The 21,025-nt window shown below is 45.7% G+C and carries 23 protein-coding genes; 8 read left to right on the forward strand and 15 right to left on the reverse strand.

Going from position 1 to position 21,025, the window contains the following annotated elements:
• Nucleotides 1–168: 168 nt before the first annotated feature.
• From fusA to fkpA, 8 genes are all read right to left on the reverse strand, one after another.
• A complete protein-coding gene (fusA, locus tag AB4486_RS21540; protein WP_017061101.1) occupies nucleotides 169–2,265 on the reverse strand; it encodes an elongation factor G in 2,097 nt (698 codons plus the stop codon).
• 166 nt (nucleotides 2,266–2,431) lie between these two features.
• On the reverse strand, nucleotides 2,432–2,902 hold the full coding sequence (rpsG, locus tag AB4486_RS21545; protein ID WP_010435163.1) for a 30S ribosomal protein S7: 471 nt from the start codon (nucleotides 2,900–2,902) through the stop codon (nucleotides 2,432–2,434).
• A 107-nt stretch (nucleotides 2,903–3,009) separates the two neighbouring features.
• Nucleotides 3,010–3,384: a 30S ribosomal protein S12 gene (gene rpsL, locus AB4486_RS21550; protein ID WP_004737194.1), complete on the reverse strand. Its 375-nt coding sequence runs from the start codon at nucleotides 3,382–3,384 to the stop codon at nucleotides 3,010–3,012.
• A gap of 182 nt (nucleotides 3,385–3,566) precedes the next feature.
• Nucleotides 3,567–3,842 carry a sulfurtransferase complex subunit TusB gene (gene tusB, locus AB4486_RS21555; protein WP_017063711.1) on the reverse strand — a complete coding sequence of 92 codons (276 nt, stop codon included), beginning with the start codon at nucleotides 3,840–3,842 and terminating at the stop codon, nucleotides 3,567–3,569.
• Nucleotides 3,843–3,850: 8 nt separating this feature from the next.
• Nucleotides 3,851–4,207 (reverse strand): sulfurtransferase complex subunit TusC, encoded by a 357-nt coding sequence (gene tusC, locus AB4486_RS21560; RefSeq protein WP_372073446.1) that lies wholly within the window; start codon nucleotides 4,205–4,207, stop codon nucleotides 3,851–3,853.
• Nucleotides 4,204–4,593 (reverse strand): sulfurtransferase complex subunit TusD, encoded by a 390-nt coding sequence (tusD, locus tag AB4486_RS21565; protein WP_017063709.1) that lies wholly within the window; start codon nucleotides 4,591–4,593, stop codon nucleotides 4,204–4,206. Before tusD ends, tusC begins: the two co-directional genes overlap by 4 nt.
• Nucleotides 4,587–5,312: a transcriptional regulator gene (locus AB4486_RS21570; protein ID WP_004729851.1), complete on the reverse strand. Its 726-nt coding sequence runs from the start codon at nucleotides 5,310–5,312 to the stop codon at nucleotides 4,587–4,589. The genes tusD and AB4486_RS21570 overlap by 7 nt, the downstream gene beginning before the upstream one ends.
• 205 nt (nucleotides 5,313–5,517) lie before the next feature.
• On the reverse strand, nucleotides 5,518–6,294 hold the full coding sequence (gene fkpA / locus AB4486_RS21575) for an FKBP-type peptidyl-prolyl cis-trans isomerase (protein ID WP_017061105.1): 777 nt from the start codon (nucleotides 6,292–6,294) through the stop codon (nucleotides 5,518–5,520).
• A gap of 131 nt (nucleotides 6,295–6,425) precedes the next feature.
• On the opposite strand from fkpA, the gene AB4486_RS21580 reads away from it, so the two are divergent.
• Entirely contained in the window at nucleotides 6,426–7,403 is a 978-nt protein-coding gene (locus AB4486_RS21580) for a WD40 repeat domain-containing protein (protein WP_372118629.1), read from the forward strand.
• 5 nt (nucleotides 7,404–7,408) lie between these two features.
• Nucleotides 7,409–7,636 (forward strand): SlyX family protein, encoded by a 228-nt coding sequence (locus AB4486_RS21585; protein WP_009848930.1) that lies wholly within the window; start codon nucleotides 7,409–7,411, stop codon nucleotides 7,634–7,636.
• 180 nt (nucleotides 7,637–7,816) lie between these two features.
• Here AB4486_RS21585 and AB4486_RS21590 read toward each other — a convergent pair whose 3' ends face one another.
• The 5 genes from AB4486_RS21590 to kefG form a co-directional block, all read right to left on the reverse strand.
• Nucleotides 7,817–8,782 carry an isoaspartyl peptidase/L-asparaginase family protein gene (locus tag AB4486_RS21590; protein ID WP_372118574.1) on the reverse strand — a complete coding sequence of 322 codons (966 nt, stop codon included), beginning with the start codon at nucleotides 8,780–8,782 and terminating at the stop codon, nucleotides 7,817–7,819.
• 217 nt (nucleotides 8,783–8,999) lie between these two features.
• Nucleotides 9,000–9,590 carry a peptidylprolyl isomerase gene (gene slyD, locus AB4486_RS21595; RefSeq protein WP_017061108.1) on the reverse strand — a complete coding sequence of 197 codons (591 nt, stop codon included), beginning with the start codon at nucleotides 9,588–9,590 and terminating at the stop codon, nucleotides 9,000–9,002.
• Between the two features lie 94 nt (nucleotides 9,591–9,684).
• The gene (locus tag AB4486_RS21600; RefSeq protein ID WP_029235422.1) at nucleotides 9,685–9,885 is read right to left on the reverse strand and encodes a YheV family putative zinc ribbon protein; all 201 of its coding nucleotides are present in this window, start codon (nucleotides 9,883–9,885) and stop codon (nucleotides 9,685–9,687) included.
• Nucleotides 9,886–10,041: 156 nt separating this feature from the next.
• Nucleotides 10,042–11,838 (reverse strand): glutathione-regulated potassium-efflux system protein KefB, encoded by a 1,797-nt coding sequence (kefB, locus tag AB4486_RS21605; protein ID WP_017063703.1) that lies wholly within the window; start codon nucleotides 11,836–11,838, stop codon nucleotides 10,042–10,044.
• Complete coding sequence (kefG, locus tag AB4486_RS21610; RefSeq protein WP_102393032.1) at nucleotides 11,825–12,409, reverse strand: glutathione-regulated potassium-efflux system ancillary protein KefG; 585 nt, start codon at nucleotides 12,407–12,409, stop codon at nucleotides 11,825–11,827. Before kefG ends, kefB begins: the two co-directional genes overlap by 14 nt.
• A gap of 174 nt (nucleotides 12,410–12,583) precedes the next feature.
• Between kefG and AB4486_RS21615 the strand changes: the two genes are divergently transcribed.
• The 6 genes from AB4486_RS21615 to crp all read left to right on the forward strand — a co-directional run bounded on the left by AB4486_RS21615 (nucleotide 12,584) and on the right by crp (nucleotide 18,300).
• Nucleotides 12,584–14,506 (forward strand): ABC transporter ATP-binding protein, encoded by a 1,923-nt coding sequence (locus AB4486_RS21615; protein WP_372118576.1) that lies wholly within the window; start codon nucleotides 12,584–12,586, stop codon nucleotides 14,504–14,506.
• Nucleotides 14,503–14,973: a TIGR02444 family protein gene (locus AB4486_RS21620; protein WP_017066206.1), complete on the forward strand. Its 471-nt coding sequence runs from the start codon at nucleotides 14,503–14,505 to the stop codon at nucleotides 14,971–14,973. Before AB4486_RS21615 ends, AB4486_RS21620 begins: the two co-directional genes overlap by 4 nt.
• 207 nt (nucleotides 14,974–15,180) lie before the next feature.
• On the forward strand, nucleotides 15,181–16,173 hold the full coding sequence (locus AB4486_RS21625) for a hydrolase (RefSeq protein ID WP_019825349.1): 993 nt from the start codon (nucleotides 15,181–15,183) through the stop codon (nucleotides 16,171–16,173).
• Nucleotides 16,174–16,268: 95 nt separating this feature from the next.
• On the forward strand, nucleotides 16,269–16,481 hold the full coding sequence (locus tag AB4486_RS21630) for a YheU family protein (RefSeq protein ID WP_010435208.1): 213 nt from the start codon (nucleotides 16,269–16,271) through the stop codon (nucleotides 16,479–16,481).
• Between the two features lie 77 nt (nucleotides 16,482–16,558).
• On the forward strand, nucleotides 16,559–17,428 hold the full coding sequence (locus AB4486_RS21635; RefSeq protein WP_010435210.1) for a phosphoribulokinase: 870 nt from the start codon (nucleotides 16,559–16,561) through the stop codon (nucleotides 17,426–17,428).
• A 239-nt stretch (nucleotides 17,429–17,667) separates the two neighbouring features.
• Nucleotides 17,668–18,300 (forward strand): cAMP-activated global transcriptional regulator CRP, encoded by a 633-nt coding sequence (gene crp, locus AB4486_RS21640; RefSeq protein WP_004729651.1) that lies wholly within the window; start codon nucleotides 17,668–17,670, stop codon nucleotides 18,298–18,300.
• A 177-nt stretch (nucleotides 18,301–18,477) separates the two neighbouring features.
• Here the strand turns inward: crp and AB4486_RS21645 are convergent, their stop codons facing one another.
• The gene (locus tag AB4486_RS21645; RefSeq protein WP_017066204.1) at nucleotides 18,478–19,269 is read right to left on the reverse strand and encodes a DUF1338 domain-containing protein; all 792 of its coding nucleotides are present in this window, start codon (nucleotides 19,267–19,269) and stop codon (nucleotides 18,478–18,480) included.
• A 297-nt stretch (nucleotides 19,270–19,566) separates the two neighbouring features.
• Nucleotides 19,567–21,024 carry a succinylglutamate-semialdehyde dehydrogenase gene (astD, locus tag AB4486_RS21650; RefSeq protein ID WP_372118579.1) on the reverse strand — a complete coding sequence of 486 codons (1,458 nt, stop codon included), beginning with the start codon at nucleotides 21,022–21,024 and terminating at the stop codon, nucleotides 19,567–19,569.
• Nucleotide 21,025: the final 1 nt, after the last annotated feature.

Consider the following 21,025-nt stretch of genomic DNA (forward strand, 5'->3'; position numbering starts at 1 on the left):
TTCAAATTTTTCTTTAGACACAATCGTGTTCCTTCCTAGTTATGATTCGCCACGTTCATTATTGAGCGAGACGCGCCAGAAATTGCTATTTTATGCGCCAACTCTCGTTAGCGCAATATTTGGACGCATTGTTCTTTCAAAAAATGAAAAAAAATGCCTTCCTTTTGTTTAACCACGCTCTGCAATGATTGCTTTTGCAACATTGTTAGGCACTTCAGCGTACTCACTAAACTCCATAGAGTAAGAAGCACGACCTTGTGTCGCAGAACGTAAATCAGTTGCGTAACCGAACATGACAGACAACGGAACTTGTGCACGAATTATCTTCAGGCCAGCTGTCCCCTCGTCCATACCTTCGATGATGCCGCGACGACGGTTAATATCGCCAACAACGTCACCCATCCAGTCTTCTGGAGTAGTTACTTCAACTTTCATCATAGGCTCAAGCAGAACCGGTTGCGCTTCAAGTGCACCCGTTCTGAAAGCCATAGAGGCAGCGATTGTAAACGCCATCTCACTTGAATCTGTTTCATGGTAAGAACCATCATATAGTGTAGCTTTGATATCCAAAACTGGATAGCCAGCAAGCACACCATTGTTCATCTGCTCTTCAACGCCTTTAGCAACTGAAGCGATAAACTCTTTCGGTACGATACCATTGGCAATTTCATCCACAAAGACAAAGCCTTCGCCAGCTTCTGATGGTTCTAGTTTCAGCCATACGTGACCGTACTGACCTTTACCACCATGTTCACGGATAAATTTACCTTCCGCTTTCGCTGTACCACGAATAGTCTCACGGTAAGCCACTTGCGGGTTACCAACGTTGCAGTTCACGCTAAATTCGCGCTTCATACGGTCAACGATGATATCTAAGTGTAGTTCACCCATACCAGAAATCAGAGTCTGGCCAGTTTCCGCATCCATATCAACGCGGAACGATGGGTCTTCCGCTGCTAGTTTACCTAGAGCGATAGTCATTTTATCTTGATCAGCTTGAGAGCTTGGCTCTACAACGATCTGAATAACTGGGTCTGGGAACTCCATGCGCTCAAGAACAATCTTATGGTTCTGGTCACAAAGGGTTTCACCAGTAGTCACATCTTTCAGGCCAATGATGGCTGCGATGTCACCTGCTCGTACTTCTTTTACTTCTTCTCGCTTGTTTGAGTGCATTTGAACAATGCGACCTAAGCGTTCACGTTGTTTCTTCACAGAGTTATAAGCTGTTTTACCGCTTTCAACAACACCAGAGTAAACACGGATGAAAGTTAAAGTACCAACGAATGGGTCTGTTGCAATCTTAAATGCTAGCGCTGAGAACGGTTCTTTGTCGTCTGCGTGACGCTCTGCTTCGTTCTCATCTTCATCGATACCTTTAATTGCAGGTACATCGACTGGAGAAGGAAGGAAATCAACCACTGCATCTAGAACAGCTTGTACACCTTTGTTTTTGAATGCACTACCACAAGTAGCAAGTACGATTTCATTATTAAGGGTACGAGTACGAAGACCTTGTTTGATTTCAGCTTCTGTTAGTTCACCTTCTTCAAGGTACTTATCCATCAGCTCTTCATTTGCTTCTGCAGCAGCTTCAACAAGTTCTGTACGATATTCTTCAGCCATTTCTTGCATGTCTGCAGGAATATCTTCGTACGTGAAAGTCATGCCTTGGTCAGCTTCATTCCAGTTAATTGCCTTCATCTTGATAAGATCGACAACGCCTTGGAAGTTTTCTTCAGCACCAATGTTCAGTTGAATTGGAACAGGAGTTGCGCCTAAGCGGTCCTTGATCTGTTCAACTACGCGCAAGAAGTCAGCGCCGGTACGGTCCATTTTATTAACGAAAACCATACGTGGAACTTGGTACTTATCAGCTTGACGCCATACTGTCTCTGACTGAGGTTCAACACCAGATGAGCCACAGAACACAACAACTGCACCATCAAGCACACGCAGAGAACGTTCTACTTCGATTGTGAAGTCAACGTGTCCAGGAGTGTCGATGATGTTAATACGGTGGTCCGAGAACTGAGCTTCCATACCACGCCAAAACGTAGTGGTTGCTGCTGAAGTGATCGTAATACCGCGCTCTTGCTCTTGCTCCATCCAGTCCATGGTTGCTGCACCATCGTGAACTTCGCCGATTTTGTGAGAAAGACCGGTATAGAACAGAATACGTTCACTTGTGGTTGTTTTACCTGCATCTACGTGAGCAACGATACCGATATTACGGTATTGCTCTATAGGAGTTTTACGAGCCACGGTTGAATCCTCTTATTAGAGACTTAGGGACTATTGCTATGTCTAGATTAGGCGTTAAAAGCGATGCTTCGCTAAAAATTGCTTGCCCTAGAAATAGCAATAGTTCCTAGCATAAGCATAGGAACTAAAGAAGTGCTGCAAGGAACCTTGCAGCACTAAAAAGGTATTACCAACGGTAATGTGCGAACGCTTTGTTTGCGTCAGCCATGCGGTGAACGTCTTCACGTTTCTTAACCGCAGTACCTTTGTTCTCAGACGCGTCTAGCATTTCAGCAGCTAGGCGTTGAGCCATAGATTTTTCACCACGCTTACGCGCAGCTTCAACTACCCAACGCATAGCAAGAGCGTTACGGCGAACCGGACGAACTTCTACAGGTACTTGGTAAGTTGAACCACCTACACGGCGAGATTTAACTTCTACCGCTGGGCGAACATTTTCAAGAGCTTCTTCAAATACAGCTAAGTGGTCTTTACCAGACTTCTCAGCCATTGAATCTAGTGCAGTGTAAACGATTTTTTCTGCAGTAGATTTCTTTCCGTCAACCATAAGGATGTTAACGAATTTTGCCAGCAATTCAGATTTGAACTTAGGATCTGGAAGGATCTTACGCTGACCTATTACGCGACGACGTGGCATGGATATTCTCCGTTGTCTTCTTCAGGTTTTTTCCAAAACTTTTCAGAATAATAAATAAAATAGTGTTTGGCCTTACTTAACGATTTCTTTTTAAAAAAGAGAATCAATTAAGACTTAGGACGTTTCACACCGTACTTAGAACGACCTTGTTTACGGTCGTTAACGCCAGCACAGTCAAGTGCGCCGCGAACAGTGTGGTAACGAACACCCGGAAGGTCTTTTACACGACCGCCACGGATTAGTACAACACTGTGCTCTTGTAGGTTGTGGCCTTCACCGCCGATGTACGAAGTTACTTCGAAACCGTTAGTTAGACGTACACGACATACTTTACGTAGTGCCGAGTTAGGTTTTTTAGGTGTAGTAGTGTAAACACGAGTACATACACCACGTTTTTGTGGGCACGCTTCTAGTGCAGGCACGTTGCTTTTAACAACTTGCTTTACACGAGGTTTGCGAACCAACTGGTTAATAGTTGCCATTAACTAGCTCCTGAAATTTACTTGAAAGTAAGCTTTGTGAAAAATCTATCCCTAATCACAAGTCGTAATTAGGGACGCAAAATTCTATTCAGCAGTGGGAGGTGTGTCAAGAAATATACAGATCTTTTTTAGCCGTCTAGAGCTCAGGATGGTCTACTTTTAACCAAACTGATAAAACACAGCTACCAAGTGACTGATTTGTCGTTCAAAACCGTCAGTTTAACGAAGCCATCGAAGTCAACTTGATCAATGGTACTTGAGACAAGTAGTTGTAAACCTCGGCTATCGAGATCTGGTTTTAACACCGACACCTGCTCTACTGCGCAGATTTGAGTGAATAACTCATGATTGGGAAGGCAAACATACACCGCATCTTCCACCAAAAGATACTGATCTTGTGGCTGAGAATAGGTCAATGCGAGTTTAAGTTTGTCGACTGATTTTACAATATGAAGCATAGCGTCCCCTAGAAAGTCAGTATCCGTTGGCACTGAGCTAACTTCTGCGTTAACTCGTCGGCTTCAACGGTGGTCACATCGATCAGCAGGTTGTCTGCTGAAAGACCAAACTGACTCAGACTACGCTGACACACATACACCTGTTCGATGTCGTACAGGTCCATAAGTTTGAATGCAGAGATGTAGTCACGCGATAGTGTTTCGTCGGGCTGCTGTGCTTTGAGAAGCTGTGTCACGCCATCGCCAACAAAGAACACGGCAATGTCTTCACTATATGCGGACGCAGCAAGCAGGGCGTCTAACCCTTCTCTACCCGCAGCGGTCGTATGAGGGAAACTGTTAAATATAAAGGCTAACTTTCTCAAAACTGCACAACCCTATCTTGCGTTAGTAGCGCTTCCGATAAGCTCCCTAATCCGGCTTGAGTAAATCCAGTGGCTAGGTTAGAGGCACTTAGTTGATGTTGCTCTGCTTCTTCAGAGCTAATCACTCCGCGTCTTAGCGCAGCTGCCACACAGGTTTCAAGGCTAACATCGTGTTCATCAGCCAGCTTTTGCCAAGCAGAAGCTAAATCAAATTCATCGTTAGCCGGTACGGTAAGGTCTGAGCCGTTACTCACGCCATCTTGATAGAAGAACACACTGTGAAGTTTGTGGCCCTGTTTAATCAGAGCCACGGCAAACTGGTAGGCACTTCTTGCTGACTGTGAGCCATAGACTGGCCCATTCACTAGGAGTGTATAGCTTAGCAACCCTCTTCATCCTCTGTTTTACGTTGGCGGATGTATAGGTACACGGTGTGCTTAGAGATGTTCAGTCGCTCAGCAACGCGGTTGATCGCGTCTTTAATATCGAAAATACCTTTGTCGTACAGCTCCATCACGATCTGACGGTTCTTAGTATTGTTCGATACCGATTTGTCAGCGTTAATTTCTTCAATGGTGCGTTCAACCGTTTGGTCGACAAGTTCTTCAACGTCACTAGCGAAGTTAACCGATGATGCGGCTTCGTCTGCGTCTTGTGTAGGCATGAACGATTGCAGCACTTGTGAGAATGGCGCGTCTAGATTCACGTTAATACACAGTAGGCCAATCACTCGGTCTTCACCGTTGCGGATAGCAACCGTGATCGACTTCATCAACACTCCGCCTTTAGCGCGAGTGAAGTATGAACGTGAGAAGTTACGCTTAGAACCTTCAATATCTTTTAGCATCTTCAATGCAAGATCGGTAATCGGCGAGCCAACCTGACGACCTGTATTTTCGCCGTTGGCAATTTTAATCGCAGAAGTATTGAGGTCTTCTAAAGAGTGCAAAACGATTTCACAAAACGGACCAATAAGGCTCGCAATACCGTCAACAACGGCCTCATAAGATCTTAGAATGATTTTATCGTGTTCACTGAATGGCATAACGTGGACTGATTCCATTTCAAGTAACACATCTGCATTGACTGTTTCTGTAGTAGTCACTTATTCCTTACCTTCGTGTGAAAAATCAACAAATTTATGTAAGTTTATCAGAAAATTTTAATTGCACACCTAGCTAACATTGCAACTAGTGATTTAGAACAAGTTTAAAAATCAAATACTCACCTTCAAATCATAAAAAAAGCCTAACTCAAAGTTAGGCTTTTTATTCAATCAACGTATTTTAGAATAAAACTTTTAACCGATATTACTGTGCAGGAGCTGCTTCAGCGTTATCGATGTTTAGTAGTTCTACTTCGAATACTAGCGTTGAGTTAGCAGGGATAGTCGGTGTGTCTTGCTCACCGTATGCTAGCTCTGGCGGGATAACGAACTTGTACTTAGAACCAACTTGCATCAGTTGTACGCCTTCAGTCCAGCCTGGGATTACGCGGTTTAGTGGGAATGTTGCTGGCTCGCCACGATCGTAAGAGCTGTCGAACTGAGTACCGTCTGTTAGCGTACCTTTGTAGTGTACTTGAACGGTATCAGTGTCTTTTGGAGAAGCGCCTTCACCAGCAGTCATTACTTGGTAAAGTAGACCAGATTCAGTTTGCTTAACGCCTTCAGTTTTAGCGAACTCAGCGCGGAAGTCATCACCGGCTTTCTTCACTTCTGCAGATTTTTCTGCCGCTTGTGCTTGCATCGTTTCAGCAACACGCTTGTCTAGAGCTTCAAGAGCTGCGCGAGTTTCTTCTTCGTTAAGTGCTGTTTTCTCTGCGAATACGTCTTCGATACCTTGAAGAACCATATCTTTGTCTAGGTTGATACCTAGCTCGCTTGGCTTATCAATGCTTGTGCTTAGGTAGTTAGCGAAAGATACACCGATTGCGTAAGCCGCTTTGTCATCTTCTGTTTTAAAGTTTACTGCTTCAACTTTAACTTCTTCTACCTGTGGAGCTTCTGCCTTTGGTTCTTCTTTCTGACAACCAACTGCTAGCATAACCGTTGCGGCAAGCAGTGATACTTTTAAAACTGATTTCATTGAATTCTCCAATTAATGGCCAAGCCATTGGTTATTGTGCACAAATCTAATGATTAGATTGGTGTGAATACGTTAGTTATAACAATATACTAGTCATATGTCTTTCGACACAAACCGGATTATTAGATGTGATGCGAATATTTTTCCACTCATTGCTATGTACAATTGTCATCACCTTGTTAAATGGTTGCTTTTTCTTCCAAGATGATGAGCAGCGTTGGGAAATTGAGCCCAATGGTGCCACCAGCTTTGCACTCAGCAGAGATGGACGCTTCGCCCTGCTCTACTCTCAGAAAAAGCAACTGCTCCTTTGGGACCTCGCCGAAGACCAAGAGTTGGCTCAGCTTGGTCCACAAGACCAGTTAGAAAACCAAGTATCGCGTATCCGTATCTCGGACAATGGCCGTTTTGCCATTACCGCTAGCCAGATGAACTTCGCCGTTTGGGACTTATCTTGGACTCAAGCACAAGGGCTCTGGTCTATCTCCGACGGCTTGATTCGCGATGTCGATATCTCTAGCAATGGTGAAAAAGTACTGCTTGGCCTTTCTAATGGAAAAGCCATCTATGTGGACTTAGTCACCGGACGCCGTCTGGAGTTCCTTGCTCACCGAGAAAAAGTGAATTCAGTCTCCCTCTCTTCTAATGGCCGCTACGCATTATCAGGCGGCAACGACTACAAAGCTTACCTTTGGGATACCGAGTCGGGCTTGGTGTTGCGCACCTTTGAGCATGAACAAAGAGTAGTACGAGTCGCGCTACAACGCGATGGTGAACTGGCTTTTACCTCTGATGGCGGCAATCAAGCGATGATTTGGGATCTTGAAACGGGCGAACCTCAAGCGCAATTGCAAAGCTGGTCTAGACAGTTGATTTTCTCGAGTGCGCGTTTTTCTGATGACGGCAGTATGTTGGTGACGGGCACACCATCCAGCCAAGTGAGTGTGTGGAATACTCAGGATGGCAAGCGAATTTCTCGCCACGATGCTGAGCCATTAAAAGATGCTCGCCCTCCTCGTGCGGTAGTGTATGATGCAGCCTTTGATGATAAGAACCGTGTGATATCGGGCACCTCTGCGGGCATTGCCCAAGCTTGGAATGTGGATTAAGAACGATGACAGAAAAGCGAGTTGAACAACTAGAAAGCCGCGTAAATGACCTAGAGTGTCAGCTAGCTTTCCAAGAACAGACCATTGAAGAACTCAATGAAGCGCTTAGCCAACAACAAATGTTGATCACGAGAATGCAAGACCAGATGAAGTTCGTGGTTGGCAAAGTAAAAAATATGGATGGCTCTAATCTAGCTGACGCATCAGAAGAGACGCCACCTCCACACTATTAAGTATGGTTCAAAATAACGAATTGATTCTAGCGACGCATATCGTTAGTTTCTCGTCCTCAATGTGTAAACACATTTCAGGACGGGACATAGAAAACTAAGAGGGCGACAGATACTTATCTGTCGCCCTTTTGTTTATTTCATCTCAGTGAATAAGCTAAAGCCAATTAAGCCGATACCAACTTAGTCATCGGCATAAATCTTCACTTCAACACGACCTTGAGTATCAACGCTTGCACGATACATTCCTGAGCTGTTCATACCAAAATGTATATCGCCTTGGCCATCGATAGCGATCAAGCCACCTTCTCCACCCATGGTTTTCAATTCACCTTGAATGATCGTTTCACAAGCGGTGTGCACATCTTCTTTCAGATAACGCATTCGTGCTGCGACATCACTGGCGACCATTTTACGTAGGAAGAACTCACCCATCCCGGTTGTTGAGACGGCAACATTGCCATTTTCAGCGATGGTTCCTGCACCAATGATCGGAGAGTCACCCACACGACCGTATTTCTTATTGGTCACGCCACCGGTACTGGTTGCTGCCGCTAAGTTACCCGCTTGGTCTAATGCGACCGCACCAACCGTGCCGTACTTTTTATCGTCAGGGTATTTCTCAGCTTGCTGCTGATCATATTTCGCTTCAGACAGAGCAAAGATGCCTTTCTCTTTCATCGACTGAAGTTGGTCATAGCGGCGCTCAGTAAAGAAGTAGTCTTGCTCGGTAAAGGTGTAGTCATGCTCAAACGCAAACTTCTCGGCACCTTCACCAATCAGCAACACATGGTCGCTTTTCCGCATCACATCACGTGCAAGCTCAATTGGGTTTTTGATATGGCGAACGCCTGCAATAGCACCTGAATCCATTTCGCGGCCATGCATCACAGAAGCGTCCATCTCAACAAATTCATCATGCGTTAAAACAGAGCCCCTACCGGCATTAAAGTGCGGGCTGTCTTCCATCACCTTAACCGATGCCACTACCGCATCCAGAGCATCACCACCCGATTGCAATATTTGATAACCAGCCAAAACCGATTTTTCCAAAGCCTCGGTAATACCCGCTTTTAATTCATAGCTCATTTGCTCGCGCAAGATGGTTCCTGCACCACCATGAATGGCAATTGAAAAAGGCTGTGACATACAAACTCTCCACTGACGTCGTCTTATAATGTTGTGCTATCAATACCACATCCATGGTTCGATGTCTGATAACGAAAACCAAACTTTTACGAATGCTTAGATTTGCGGACACTTAGTTTGGTAGAGAAAAGCGAGGTCAAAAAGCGAGACTCCTAAACGCAAAAAGCCTCCACAAGGGAGGCTTTCAAGATTCTTAAACTAAACCGTTAATTCGGTATTAGTGAGAACCACAGCTACCGCCGCCGCAGCAGCCGTCTTTTTTCTCTTCACCGTGGTCATGGCCTTCGCCACCACAGCAACCGCCTTCGTGGTCATGATCGTGGTCGTGACCGCCACAGCCGCCTTCTTGGTGTACGTGACCGTGTTGAACTTCTTCTTCAGTCGCTTCACGAACCGCTACAACTTCAACGTCAAACGTTAGAGTTTGGCCAGCTAGCATGTGGTTACCATCAACAACAACTTCGTCGCCATCTACTTCAGTAACTTCAACTGGGATTGGACCTTGGTCAGTATCCGCTAGGAAACGCATGCCAACTTCGATTTGCTCAACACCTTGGAATACGTCAGCAGGAACACGTTGAACTAGTGCGTCGTTGTGTTCGCCGTATGCGTCTTCTGGAGTAACAGTTGCAGAGAACTTGTCGCCAGCTACTTTGCCTTCAAGCTCTTTTTCAAGACCTGTAATTAGGTTGTTGTGACCGTGAAGGTAATCTAGTGGAGCTTCTGCAGTTGATTGGTCAACTACTACGCCATCTTCAAGTTTCACTTGATATGCAACACTAACTACTACGTTCTTTTCAATTTTCATGAGAGCTCCAAGGAGGTTTGGACTAAGCTCGAACAGTTGAGCTTAGGAAAAATTCTGTACCGGGATATTATGGGGATCAATTAACGAAACTCAATCATTCTGGCTTAAAAATACCGATCATTTCTTGATTCGCGTGTTCAGATTTCTCTACAGTTTTCGGTTTACGCTGTTCTGTGAAGTCACAATCGACACATTCCACCAGCTCGATATTATTTTCAATCCACCAACGGAGTGTGTCTTGAGTGTTGCAACTTGGGCAGCTTGCCCCTGCGATAAAGCGTTTTTTCTGTTTCACGTTCATATCCTTTACTGCTCTGGATTCGCGGTTCTTCCCACTCACTTTATTGATAAGTTAAGCAGAGACCGCGTTTATTATTAGGTTAGTTCTATAGTCTGTTATTTCTATGCCCAAGCTCTATTTCTAAGCTCAAGCATGAGTTATCACTTCAAGCTACTGCCAATAGTTTCGAGATTGGTGATCGTTTTCCATCTCGTGTCCAAAGATCTCTTCAAGTTCTTTGCGAGCCTCTTTCGCTCTTTGGGCTAACTCGGCATCTTCGTTATGCTGAGGCAGCAACTCTTTCAGCATACCATTATCCAACTTTCTAAAGTGTGCTTCTGCTCGCTTCGCTTTATATGGATGCATGCCAAGTTCAGTCAATGTTTGACGACCTAAATCCAATGCTCCAAGGAAGGTTTCACGCGAATAGTTACTCACACCGTGGTTAAGTAGTTGATACGCTTCAACACGGCTTCGTGCACGCGCCAAGATCTTTAAGCGTGGGAAGTGCTGCTTACATAAATCGACGGTTTTCATGATTTCATCTGGGGAGTCAGTACACAACACAATCGCCTCTGCTTTATCAGCACCGGCTGCGCGTAATAGCTCTAGGTGAGTCGAGTCTCCGTAAAACACCTTGTAGCCGAACTTTCTAAGGATGTGTATTTGGCTGGCATCACTTTCAAGGACAGTGATACGAATCTTGTTGGCATACATCAGACGACCAATGATCTGACCAAAACGACCAAAGCCCGCAATAATCACTCGAGGGCTGCGATCAACCACATCCGAAGACATCGCACTTTCACTGATTTGATTAAGCTGACGTGCAAAGAATCGGTCTTGCAGTTTAAGCATCAATGGCGTGGTCACCATAGAAAGGCTCACAACCACCAGTAAGAACGACACTTGTTCGCCACTTAAGATGCCCTGCGCACTCGCCGCGGTAAAAATAACGAAAGCAAACTCACCACCTTGGCTAAGAATCATCGCCATTCGGCTACGTGCTTTAGCTTGAGTGCCGAAGATACGAGCCAGCGCATACAGCACCAAACCTTTCAATACGACTAGCGACGACACTGCAATAAGTATTGCGAATGGGCTTTCTGCCAGTAGACCTAGGTTTACCGCCATACCCACAGAGATAAAGAACAGACCAAGCAGTAAACCTTTGAATGGATCAATCGCGATCTCAAGCTCGTGTCGATATTCACTTTCAGCCAGAAGTACGCCCGCTAGGAAGGTACCTAATGCCATCGACAAGCCAATCCGTTGCATGATCACAGCAATACCAATCACAAGTAACAGCGCCGCGACGGTGAATAACTCACGCACACCACTCATCACTACGTATCGGAAAAGTGGTCTCAACAAGAAGTGGCCACCGACCAGTAGGCCAATCACGCCACCCAGCATCCACAGCATGTCAGCCCAGCTACCGCCGGTATTACCCGCAAGTAGAGGCAACATTGCTAGCATTGGAATAACAGCGATATCTTGGAAAAGCAGTACTGCAAAGCCCGACTGCCCTGCTTCTTTGCCGCCGAGCTCTCGCTCTTCAATAACACGCAAGGCAATCGCAGTCGAAGACAGCGCCAAACCCATACCTATCACGAGACTGGTTTGCCAAGTTAATCCAAATAGACAGGCGATGGCGGTAATAATTAGAGTGGTGATCAGCACTTGCGCGCCACCGAGTCCTAGAATCGGCGCTCGCATCTGCCACAGTTTTTTCGGATTAAGTTCGAGACCAATCAAGAAGAGCAGCAGTACCACCCCGAATTCGGAGAAGTGTAGAATCGCTTCGACATCACTGATTAAGCCAAGCCCCCATGGGCCAATTGCCACGCCCGCTAATAAGTAACCAAGTACTGAACCCAAACCGGCGCGCTGTGCGATAGGAACCGCAACCACAGCAGCCGCTAAAAATATAACGCTACTTTGTAGAAAATCATTAGTCAGAGCCATCATTCGCTCCTATATCTTGTAGCGGGTCTCGCAGCCAATTTCGATACGCTTCTGCGTGTTGGTAAAGCGTCATATCCGAAACATTTCTCGCCCAGTGTAAAACCAAAGGGGATATCCAATTCATCTGACACAAAGCAGCGGTAAGCTCGAATGGTTGCAAGATCTCTTGTAATGGATATTTATTATAGCCTGCGGCACCAAACGCCTCTTCTTTACCACCGGTAGTAATCACACTGCGCCAGTGTTTGCCTTTAAGTGCGCTCTGCTCACCAAACGCAAAACCCTTGCCTAACACGCGATCAAACCACTCTTTTAACAATGAAGGGCAGGAATACATAAACAGAGGATGCTGAAACACGATCACATCGTATTGAAGGAGCAATTCATGCTCATAAGGCACATCGATAAAGAAGTCTGGGTAGATGGCGTAGAGATCATGAACTTTGACATGACCGAGCGACTCTACCTTCTTAACCATCATCTGATTAGCAATAGAGGTTTGCGGCTCTGGGTGCGCGTAGATGATCAACACCTTTGGCACGACTTTGTCTGTCGAGGGAGTATTACTCATTCCTTTGAAACATTCCTTTGAGGGCTAAACGGTGGCAAGGCCACAAGAATTTAAGCAAAAGTTATTAATATGTTATTGGCATCATAACGCAAATTGCATTGTGATCGACTTTTATCTGGTTTCAGCCTACTATGCAGGCGTCTGTTCACCTCTAATTTCTATGCTATTTCAATTATGATTACTTTCTCTGATATTCAATTGCTACGCGGCGGTAAGCCACTCCTCGACCAAGCATCTGCGACTTTTCACCCTGGCGACAAGATCGGTTTGGTTGGTAAAAACGGCTGTGGTAAATCTACGCTATTCGCCTTAATTAAGGACGAACTGTCTATTGATGCGGGTTCATTCAGTAAACCAGCCCATTGGGAAATGGCTTGGGTTGCTCAAGAAACACCTGCATTAGAAAGAACAGCAATTGAATACGTGATTGATGGCGACCGTGAATACCGCGGCCTTGAAGATCAACTAGAGAAAGCTGAACAAGCCGACAATGGCACATTGGTAGCAGAGATCCACGGCAAGATTGAAACCATTGGTGGTTACAGCATAAAGGCACGTGCTGCCGAGTTACTGGATGGCCTAGGCTTTAGCCAAGAACAAATGACATGGAACCTGACTCAATTCTCAGGTGGTTGGCGTATGCGTTTGAACCTAGCGCAAGCCCTACTGTGTCGCAGTGACCTACTGCTACTCGATGAGCCTACCAACCACTTGGATTTAGACGCAGTAATGTGGCTCGAGCGTTGGTTACAAAGCTACCCTGGCACGCTAGTGCTTATCTCGCACGATAGAGACTTCTTAGACCCTATCGTCAACCGCATCGTGCACGTTGAAAACCAACAGCTCAATGAGTACACGGGTAACTACTCATCGTTCGAAACCCAACGAGCGCAAAAACTGATTCTGCAACAAGCGATGTACCAAAAGCAGCAGAAACAGATGTCTCACATGCAGAGCTACATTGACCGTTTCCGTTACAAAGCTTCAAAGGCTCGCCAAGCGCAAAGCCGTATTAAAGCGCTAGAGAAAATGGAACAAGTGCTGCCCGCTCAATTTGATAACCCATTCAGCTTTGAGTTTAGAGAACCAGACGCGCTACCAAATCCAATCATGATGATGGATGAAGTCTCTGCGGGCTACGATGACAACCTGATTCTAGAGAAGATTCGCTTGAACCTAGTACCGGGCAGTCGTATTGGTCTACTTGGCCGAAATGGCGCTGGTAAGTCAACGCTGATTAAACTCCTTTCTGGCGAACTGAAACAGCAAGGTGGTGAACTGAGCTATTCACAAGGCGTTAAGATGGGTTACTTTGCACAGCACCAGTTAGAGACGCTGCACCCAGAAGAAACACCGCTGCAACACATGATGCAGATTGCCCCTAAACACACAGAGCAACAACTGCGTGATTACCTAGGTAGCTTCGGTTTCCAAGGTGAAAAAGCGCTCGATAAAGTAGCCCCCTTCTCAGGCGGTGAAAAAGCGCGTTTAGTTCTGGCGCTACTAGTATGGCAAAAACCGAATCTGTTGCTGCTCGATGAACCAACCAACCACTTGGATCTCGACATGCGTCAGGCGCTGACGTTTGCATTGCAGACGTTTGAAGGCGCAATGGTTATCGTATCGCATGACCGTTACCTACTCCGTGCGACTACCGATGATTTGTATTTGGTACACGACCGCCAAGTGGCACCGTTTGATGGTGACCTAAGCGATTACTACAAGTGGCTAACCGAACAGCAGAAAGTTGAACGCAAAGAAGCACAAGCATTGGCACCAGCAAAAGACGGCGCCAACAGTGCAGCAGCAAAAAAAGATCAGAAACGTAAAGAAGCAGAGTTCCGTAAACTAACGGCACCAATTCGTAAAAAGCTGAGTCAATTTGAAAAGCAGATGGATAAGTTAACGCAGGCTCTTGAAGAAGCCGAGCAAGAATTATCCGACACTTCACTGTATGAAGCTGAAAATAAGGCTAAACTGAATAAAGTACTCGCTCTCCAAGCGAGCAGTAAGTCACAGCTAGAAGAAGTTGAAATGGATTGGATGTCCACTCAAGAAGAGCTTGAGCAGATGGAACAGGATATGGATAGCTTATGAGCCCAGAGCACGCCCCAATATCACTAACACTGGAACGACTATGGCAATTTAGCCTTCAGTATTACAGTGTGCGTGGTGTAAAGGATGCGTGCCTAGCTTTACAAAACCAGTTTCACGGCAACGTCAATCTACTGCTGCTGCTCAAATGGCTTGATGAGCAGCAATTGTCTTTTGCCGAAGAAGAGTGGCACAAAGTTCAACAGTGCTTGAGCCGCTCTGAAACCCTGCTTCATAGTTATCGAGAGCTACGTAAGCATCTCAAAGCACACGTTGTCGACTCTCTATACCGTGAAGCGCTAAAGTTTGAGTTACAGCTTGAAAAGCAACAACAGTCCGATCTGGTCGACTGTATAAACTCCCTACAACTGTACGCTAACCAGCAATCACCGCTCACTTTTCAGTACTGTCGTTTATTAGGGGCTGAAAACCTCTGCGACGCTTTTTCTGAACCAGCACCACAGCCCTAGCTCGTTCTCTTTCCCTTTTATTCAATCAAGATCCAAGCTTAACCTTGATATTATTCAAACGGTTACCCATAGTCTGTTTTTGTATCTCGTATAAGTGAAGCCTTGCGCTTATGCCGAGAATCAACCAAGCTCAAATAAAAACGTGGGCGTTTCGTTACAAACTCAACACGTTATCAAAACCCGTATAAAGAAGCATGGATCGTTTTTATGACAATATTTACCGCAGCTGCTGGTCTCTCTAATCCGCACTTACAAACCTTAGTGCCACGGTTTATTCGAAAGCAGGCGCTGTTTCATCCTCACTGGCAAACCTTAGAAACACCCGATGGTGACTTTCTTGATCTTGCTTGGAGCGAATCACCAGACGGTGACACCTCAAATAAAAATGATCGCAGTAGCAAGCCGATATTCGTTCTATTCCACGGTTTAGAAGGTAGCTTTGAGAGCCCTTATGCCAATGGATTAATGAATGCGTTTGCTAAAGATGGTTGGTTGTCCGTGATGATGCACTTCAGAGGCTGCAGCGGAAAACCCAATCGCCTGGCTCGCGCTTACCATTCAGGTGAAGTCGAAGATGCGCGCTTTTTTCTAAGACACCTGCACGCCCAGTTTCCGAATAACCCTAAGGTTGCGGTTGGCATATCTTTAGGTGGAAACATGCTGGCGAACTATTTGGCTGAGTACGCAGACGACCCATTGCTGTCGGCGGCGACCATCGTATCTGCTCCTTTTGACTTAGCGTGTTGCTCTAGTCGTATTGAGCGTGGTTTCTCCAAGCTCTATAAGAAGTACCTGCTCAACTCTCTAAAATCGAATGCGCTAAAAAAGGTTAACCTGCTGCAGGAAAAACTTGGCATCACCGCTGAAGCCATCAAGAACATCACCAAACTGTATGAGTTTGATGAACGAATCACTGCGCCTCTGCACGGCTTCAAAAATGCCCAAGATTATTATGCGCAATGTTCTGCTCTGCCTAAGCTCAATAAGATCAAACTACCGACTCAGATCATTCATGCCAAAGACGACCCTTTCATGACCGATGATGTGATCCCAAAATTTGTTCTGCCCGATAACATCGATTATCGACTGTTTCAAAAAGGCGGCCATGTTGGGTTTATTACTGGCAGTACACTCAAGCCAAGGTTTTGGTTAGAAGAAGCCTTGCCTGCCTACTATGAAAGTATCCAAGATTCGGCATAATGACCGAGCCTTAGTAAATAGAAGTAAAACAATACTAAGCACACGCATTTCTACATCAATAAACCTATTTATGAACATAAAAGAGAGAAGTATTTATGATCATCCCATGGCAAGACATTGCGCCAGAGACACTGGAAAACCTCATCAAAGAGTTCGTGCTGCGTGAAGGCACAGACTACGGCGACGTAGAGGTTTCACTGCAAAACAAGATTGATCAAGTGAAACATCAATTAGCTTCAGGAGAAGTCAGCATTGTGTTTTCTGAGCTCCATGAAACCGTTGATATTCAAGTCACAAAACGCTTCTAAGCTGCGCTCATAAAGGAGCCGTGTTATAGTGGTAAACGATTGCTAACAAGTAAGTTACTCAAAAGACAAGGGTTGTCATGTCCGCTAAACATCCAATTATTGCGGTGACGGGTTCATCTGGAGCCGGCACCACCACCACCTCAGAAGCCTTCCGTAAAATGTTCAATATGATGGACGTGAAGGCCGCTTGGGTTGAAGGGGATAGTTTCCATCGCTTCACTCGCCCAGAGATGGATGTCGAGATCCGTAAAGCGCGCGAGCAAGGTAAGCACATCAGCTACTTTGGTCCTCAAGCCAACGACTTTGGTGCGCTAGAAGAGTTCTTCCGTAAATACGGTAACGAAGGTACAGGTAAAGTAAGAAGCTACCTACACACCTTCGATGAAGCCGTGCCTTACAATCAAATGCCGGGCACCTTCACGCCATGGCAAGAGATCCCTGAAAACTCCGATGTGATGTTTTACGAAGGCCTGCACGGCGGTGTGGTTGATGGCGACATTAACGTTTCTCAACACGTCGATTTGCTGATTGGCATGGTACCTATCGTAAACCTAGAGTGGATTCAAAAATTCGTTCGTGACACCCGCGATCGTGGCCACTCACGCGAAGCCGTAATGGATTCCATTGTTCGTTCGATGGATGATTACCTTAACTACATTACCCCGCAATTTTCGCGCACTCACATCAACTTTCAGCGTGTTCCAACCGTAGATACATCTAACCCTCTCAACGCCAAAGGGATTCCAAGTTTAGACGAAAGCTTCGTTGTTATACGTTTGCGCGGCATCAAAAACGTCGATTTCCCTTACCTTTTAGCTATGATTGATGGCTCATTTATGTCTCGCCACAACACGCTTGTGGTACCAGGAGGGAAGATGAGTTTTGCTATGGAGCTCATTGTAAGGCCGATCCTACAACAACTCATCGAAACCGGAAAAATTGGTTAACAGAGCACCATTCTGGTTGATTACTTTTCATACCGTGATCATGTGCACAATTTTGCGTAAAAAATCGTAGCTTGGTCACGATTAAAATCAAGAAATAGTACCTGAAAAAGGATACTATTCTTAAACGAAACACAAGATAGCTTGCAGCGCTCAACGAGTGCTCTTATCCTACAAGTCAATCCAGGCTTAGCTAAAATACGGAAAGCGGCAAGCATACCCTGCAGAGGAAGTGAGATATTATGGTTCTAGGTAAACCTCAAACCGATCCAACATTAGAGTGGTTCCTTTCACACTGTCATATTCATAAGTACCCATCAAAAAGTACTTTGATTCATGCTGGTGAAAAGGCAGAAACCTTGTACTACATTGTTAAAGGTTCTGTGGCAGTTCTTATCAAAGACGAAGAAGGTAAGGAAATGATTCTTTCTTACCTAAACCAAGGCGACTTCATCGGTGAGCTAGGCTTATTCGAAGAAGACCAAGAGCGTACAGCTTGGGTTCGTGCAAAATCTCCTTGTGAAGTAGCTGAAATTTCTTTCAAGAAATTCCGTCAACTTATCCAAGTGAACCCAGACATCCTAATGCGTCTATCAGCGCAAATGGCAAACCGTCTACAAGTAACTAGCCAAAAAGTTGGTGACTTAGCGTTCCTTGACGTAACTGGTCGTATCGCACAAACGCTACTAAACCTAGCAAAACAACCAGATGCAATGACTCACCCTGACGGCATGCAAATCAAGATCACTCGCCAAGAGATTGGCCAGATCGTTGGTTGTTCTCGTGAGACAGTTGGTCGTATCTTGAAGATGCTAGAAGAGCAGAACCTAATTTCTGCACACGGTAAAACTATCGTGGTATATGGCACTCGTTAATCTCGATTAACTGAGCCTAAAATTTGAAAGCCACCAAATGCAAATTTGGTGGCTTTTTTGTTTTCTAAAGATCTACAAAGAAAATACGAATGAAACACCTACAGCTTCGAAGCGCAAACACTCTCGAAGCGAAGCCTATCTGCATCTTTAGGGTAAAGTCCGTACTCGTATCTTTCTTTAACCGTTAGTGCTTTCGAAGATCTTGTCAGCCGATGCTGCCACAAAACCGGTATAAAGCTCACCATTAGCCATCGCATAACGCTTAGCGAACTCATAGAAGCCTCCAGGAATCATCTCATTGCCCTCAACAAATGAAACTGGGACTTTGTCTGCCATTGTTGATGATTGCTCTAATAAGACCTCTGGAGAGCCTTTAACCTGACCGCCAGATGCATTGATCGTGAAGCCTGACTCGCTCAGGTAGTCATTCACCGCCTGCACTTCATCAAATTCATTTAGCTGGTTCACACTCACCGTAAAGTGGTTTGCACCATATCCATGAGCCGCGAGCCAAGACGCGTATTCGCTCTCTTTCGCTAGTACTTGGAAGTCAGCGAAGCTCAAATCCCAAAGACGACCACCAAACAAGAACTCATGGCCTTGAAGCTTGCTTACGTCGACTTGCTCAACCAATTTAGCAACGATCTGTTGTAAGTCACTTGAACACTCTTCGACCTTCAACTCACTAATGAACACTTTAGGTTGATTTGGATCTGGGTGCTCGTAATGCTTCGCGACTAGCTTCTTACTCTCAAACAAGTAATCGCCACACGCTTTATAACCTAGCTCAAGGAAAGGCTTAGCCAATGTTTCAATACCTAGCGGAGCAACATTGAAAGTACGCAGTGCAATATGGTCATTAATCAGAGCTTCGTCTTCTTTCAGCAAGTGATGTACTTTCTCAGCCGATGGACAAAGCCTGTGAATGTAATCGTCCCAAAGTGATTTAAAGAGTAGATCGGGCGTCATGGTGACTCCTTGTCAGAGGTTCTAGCAAGCTAGTAATTTGGATTAGAGAGGGAGAGGCTGGACACAGAGTCAGCAGCCATCAGCCTGTGACATACTTGTTCTATTATTATCTACCGCCCAATCTAGGTGTTGGGCGTGATGGAAAAAGGAAGCGATAACACCACTTCCTTATTTCAAAGTTAACGAATGAGCCTAGTACCTTATAAGCCTAAGTCAAAAAAGCATTAAGCTTATAAAACCACGGTCCATAAACCTGTGCTTCATAAATCTATGGTTCATAAACCTGTAGTTCAGAAATTAAAGCTCAATACCCGGGCTAAACGTTGCTGGAAGTTGAGTTTCACCACCTTCCATTGAAGCCATAGGGTAAGCACAGTAGTCCGCGGCGTAGTAAGCACTTGGGCGTAGATTGCCCGAAGCCCCCGGGCCACCAAATGGTGCATCACCACTTGCGCCTGTTAGCTGGCGGTTACGGTTAACAATACCCGCACGGATATGGTCAACGAAGTATTCCCACTCTGAATCGTCTGTTGAAACTAAGCCTGCAGACAAACCAAAACGTGTGTCATTAGCCAGTTCAACCGCTTGCTCTAGTGACTGGTAACGAACCACTTGCAGTAATGGACCGAAGTACTCTTCATCTGGCAGTTCGGCAATGTTAGTTGCATCGATAATGCCCGGAGAAACAAACGCCGCTTGACCCGCTTTTGCTTCTACTAGGCTGACACCGCCTAACGATTGCAGATTAGCTTGCGCGTCCAGAATGAACTTAGCCGCCGCTTCAGAGATTTGTGGCCCCATGAAGGGTGCTGGCTCAGCGAATGGCTGATCAACACGAATCTTCAAGGTAGCAGCAACGAGCTTATCGAGCAGTTGATCGCCCTTCTCTCCAACAGGTACATACAAGCGACGTGCACATGTACAACGTTGGCCCGCACTGATGAAGGCCGACTGGATAATGGTATAAACCGTCGCGTCAGCATCACCAAATTGGTCAGTGATCACCATAGGGTTGTTGCCGCCCATCTCTAGCGCCAACATCTTGCCCGGTTGACCTGCGAATTGACGGTGAAGGATATGCCCCGTATTAGCACTACCTGTGAACAGCACGCCATCAAGACCTTTAGCATCGGCCAGTGCGATACCTGTCTCTTTAGCGCCTTGTACTAGGTTGATTACGCCAGCAGGAAGACCCGCTTCTTGCCATAATTTCATCGCAAACTCACCCGTCCAAGGTGTCTGCTCTGAAGGCTTAAATACCACGGTATTACCCGATAGCAGTGCAGGAACAATATGACCGTTAGGTAGGTGACCAGGGAAGTTATAAGGACCAAATACTGCCATCACGCCTAATGGACGGTGACGCAGTACAATCTGGTTGCCTGCCCCTTCACGAGAAGCTTCACCGGTACGCTCATGGTAAGCACGAATTGAAATAGCAATCTTGCCCGCCATTGCGCCCGCTTCAGTGCGAGTTTCCCAAATCGGTTTACCCGTCTCTTTCGCGATGATTTGCGCGATTTCTTCGCTGTTCTCTTTAACTTTCTCAGCAAAGTTCAACACGATCGCTTCACGCTCTGCAAAGCTCAGTTTTTTCCAAACCAAGAAGGCTTCACGAGCTGCTGCTACTGCAGATTCAACCTGTGCTGGTGTCGCGCTATCACCCTGCCACACTACTTCATTGTTGTATGGGCTTACTGATGTCATGGCGTCACCTTGACCTGCCACCCACTGTCCTGCTATCCACTGAGTCATA

The organism is Vibrio sp. 10N.222.55.C6 (assembly GCF_041473395.1).
GTDB lineage: Bacteria > Pseudomonadota > Gammaproteobacteria > Enterobacterales > Vibrionaceae > Vibrio > Vibrio crassostreae_C.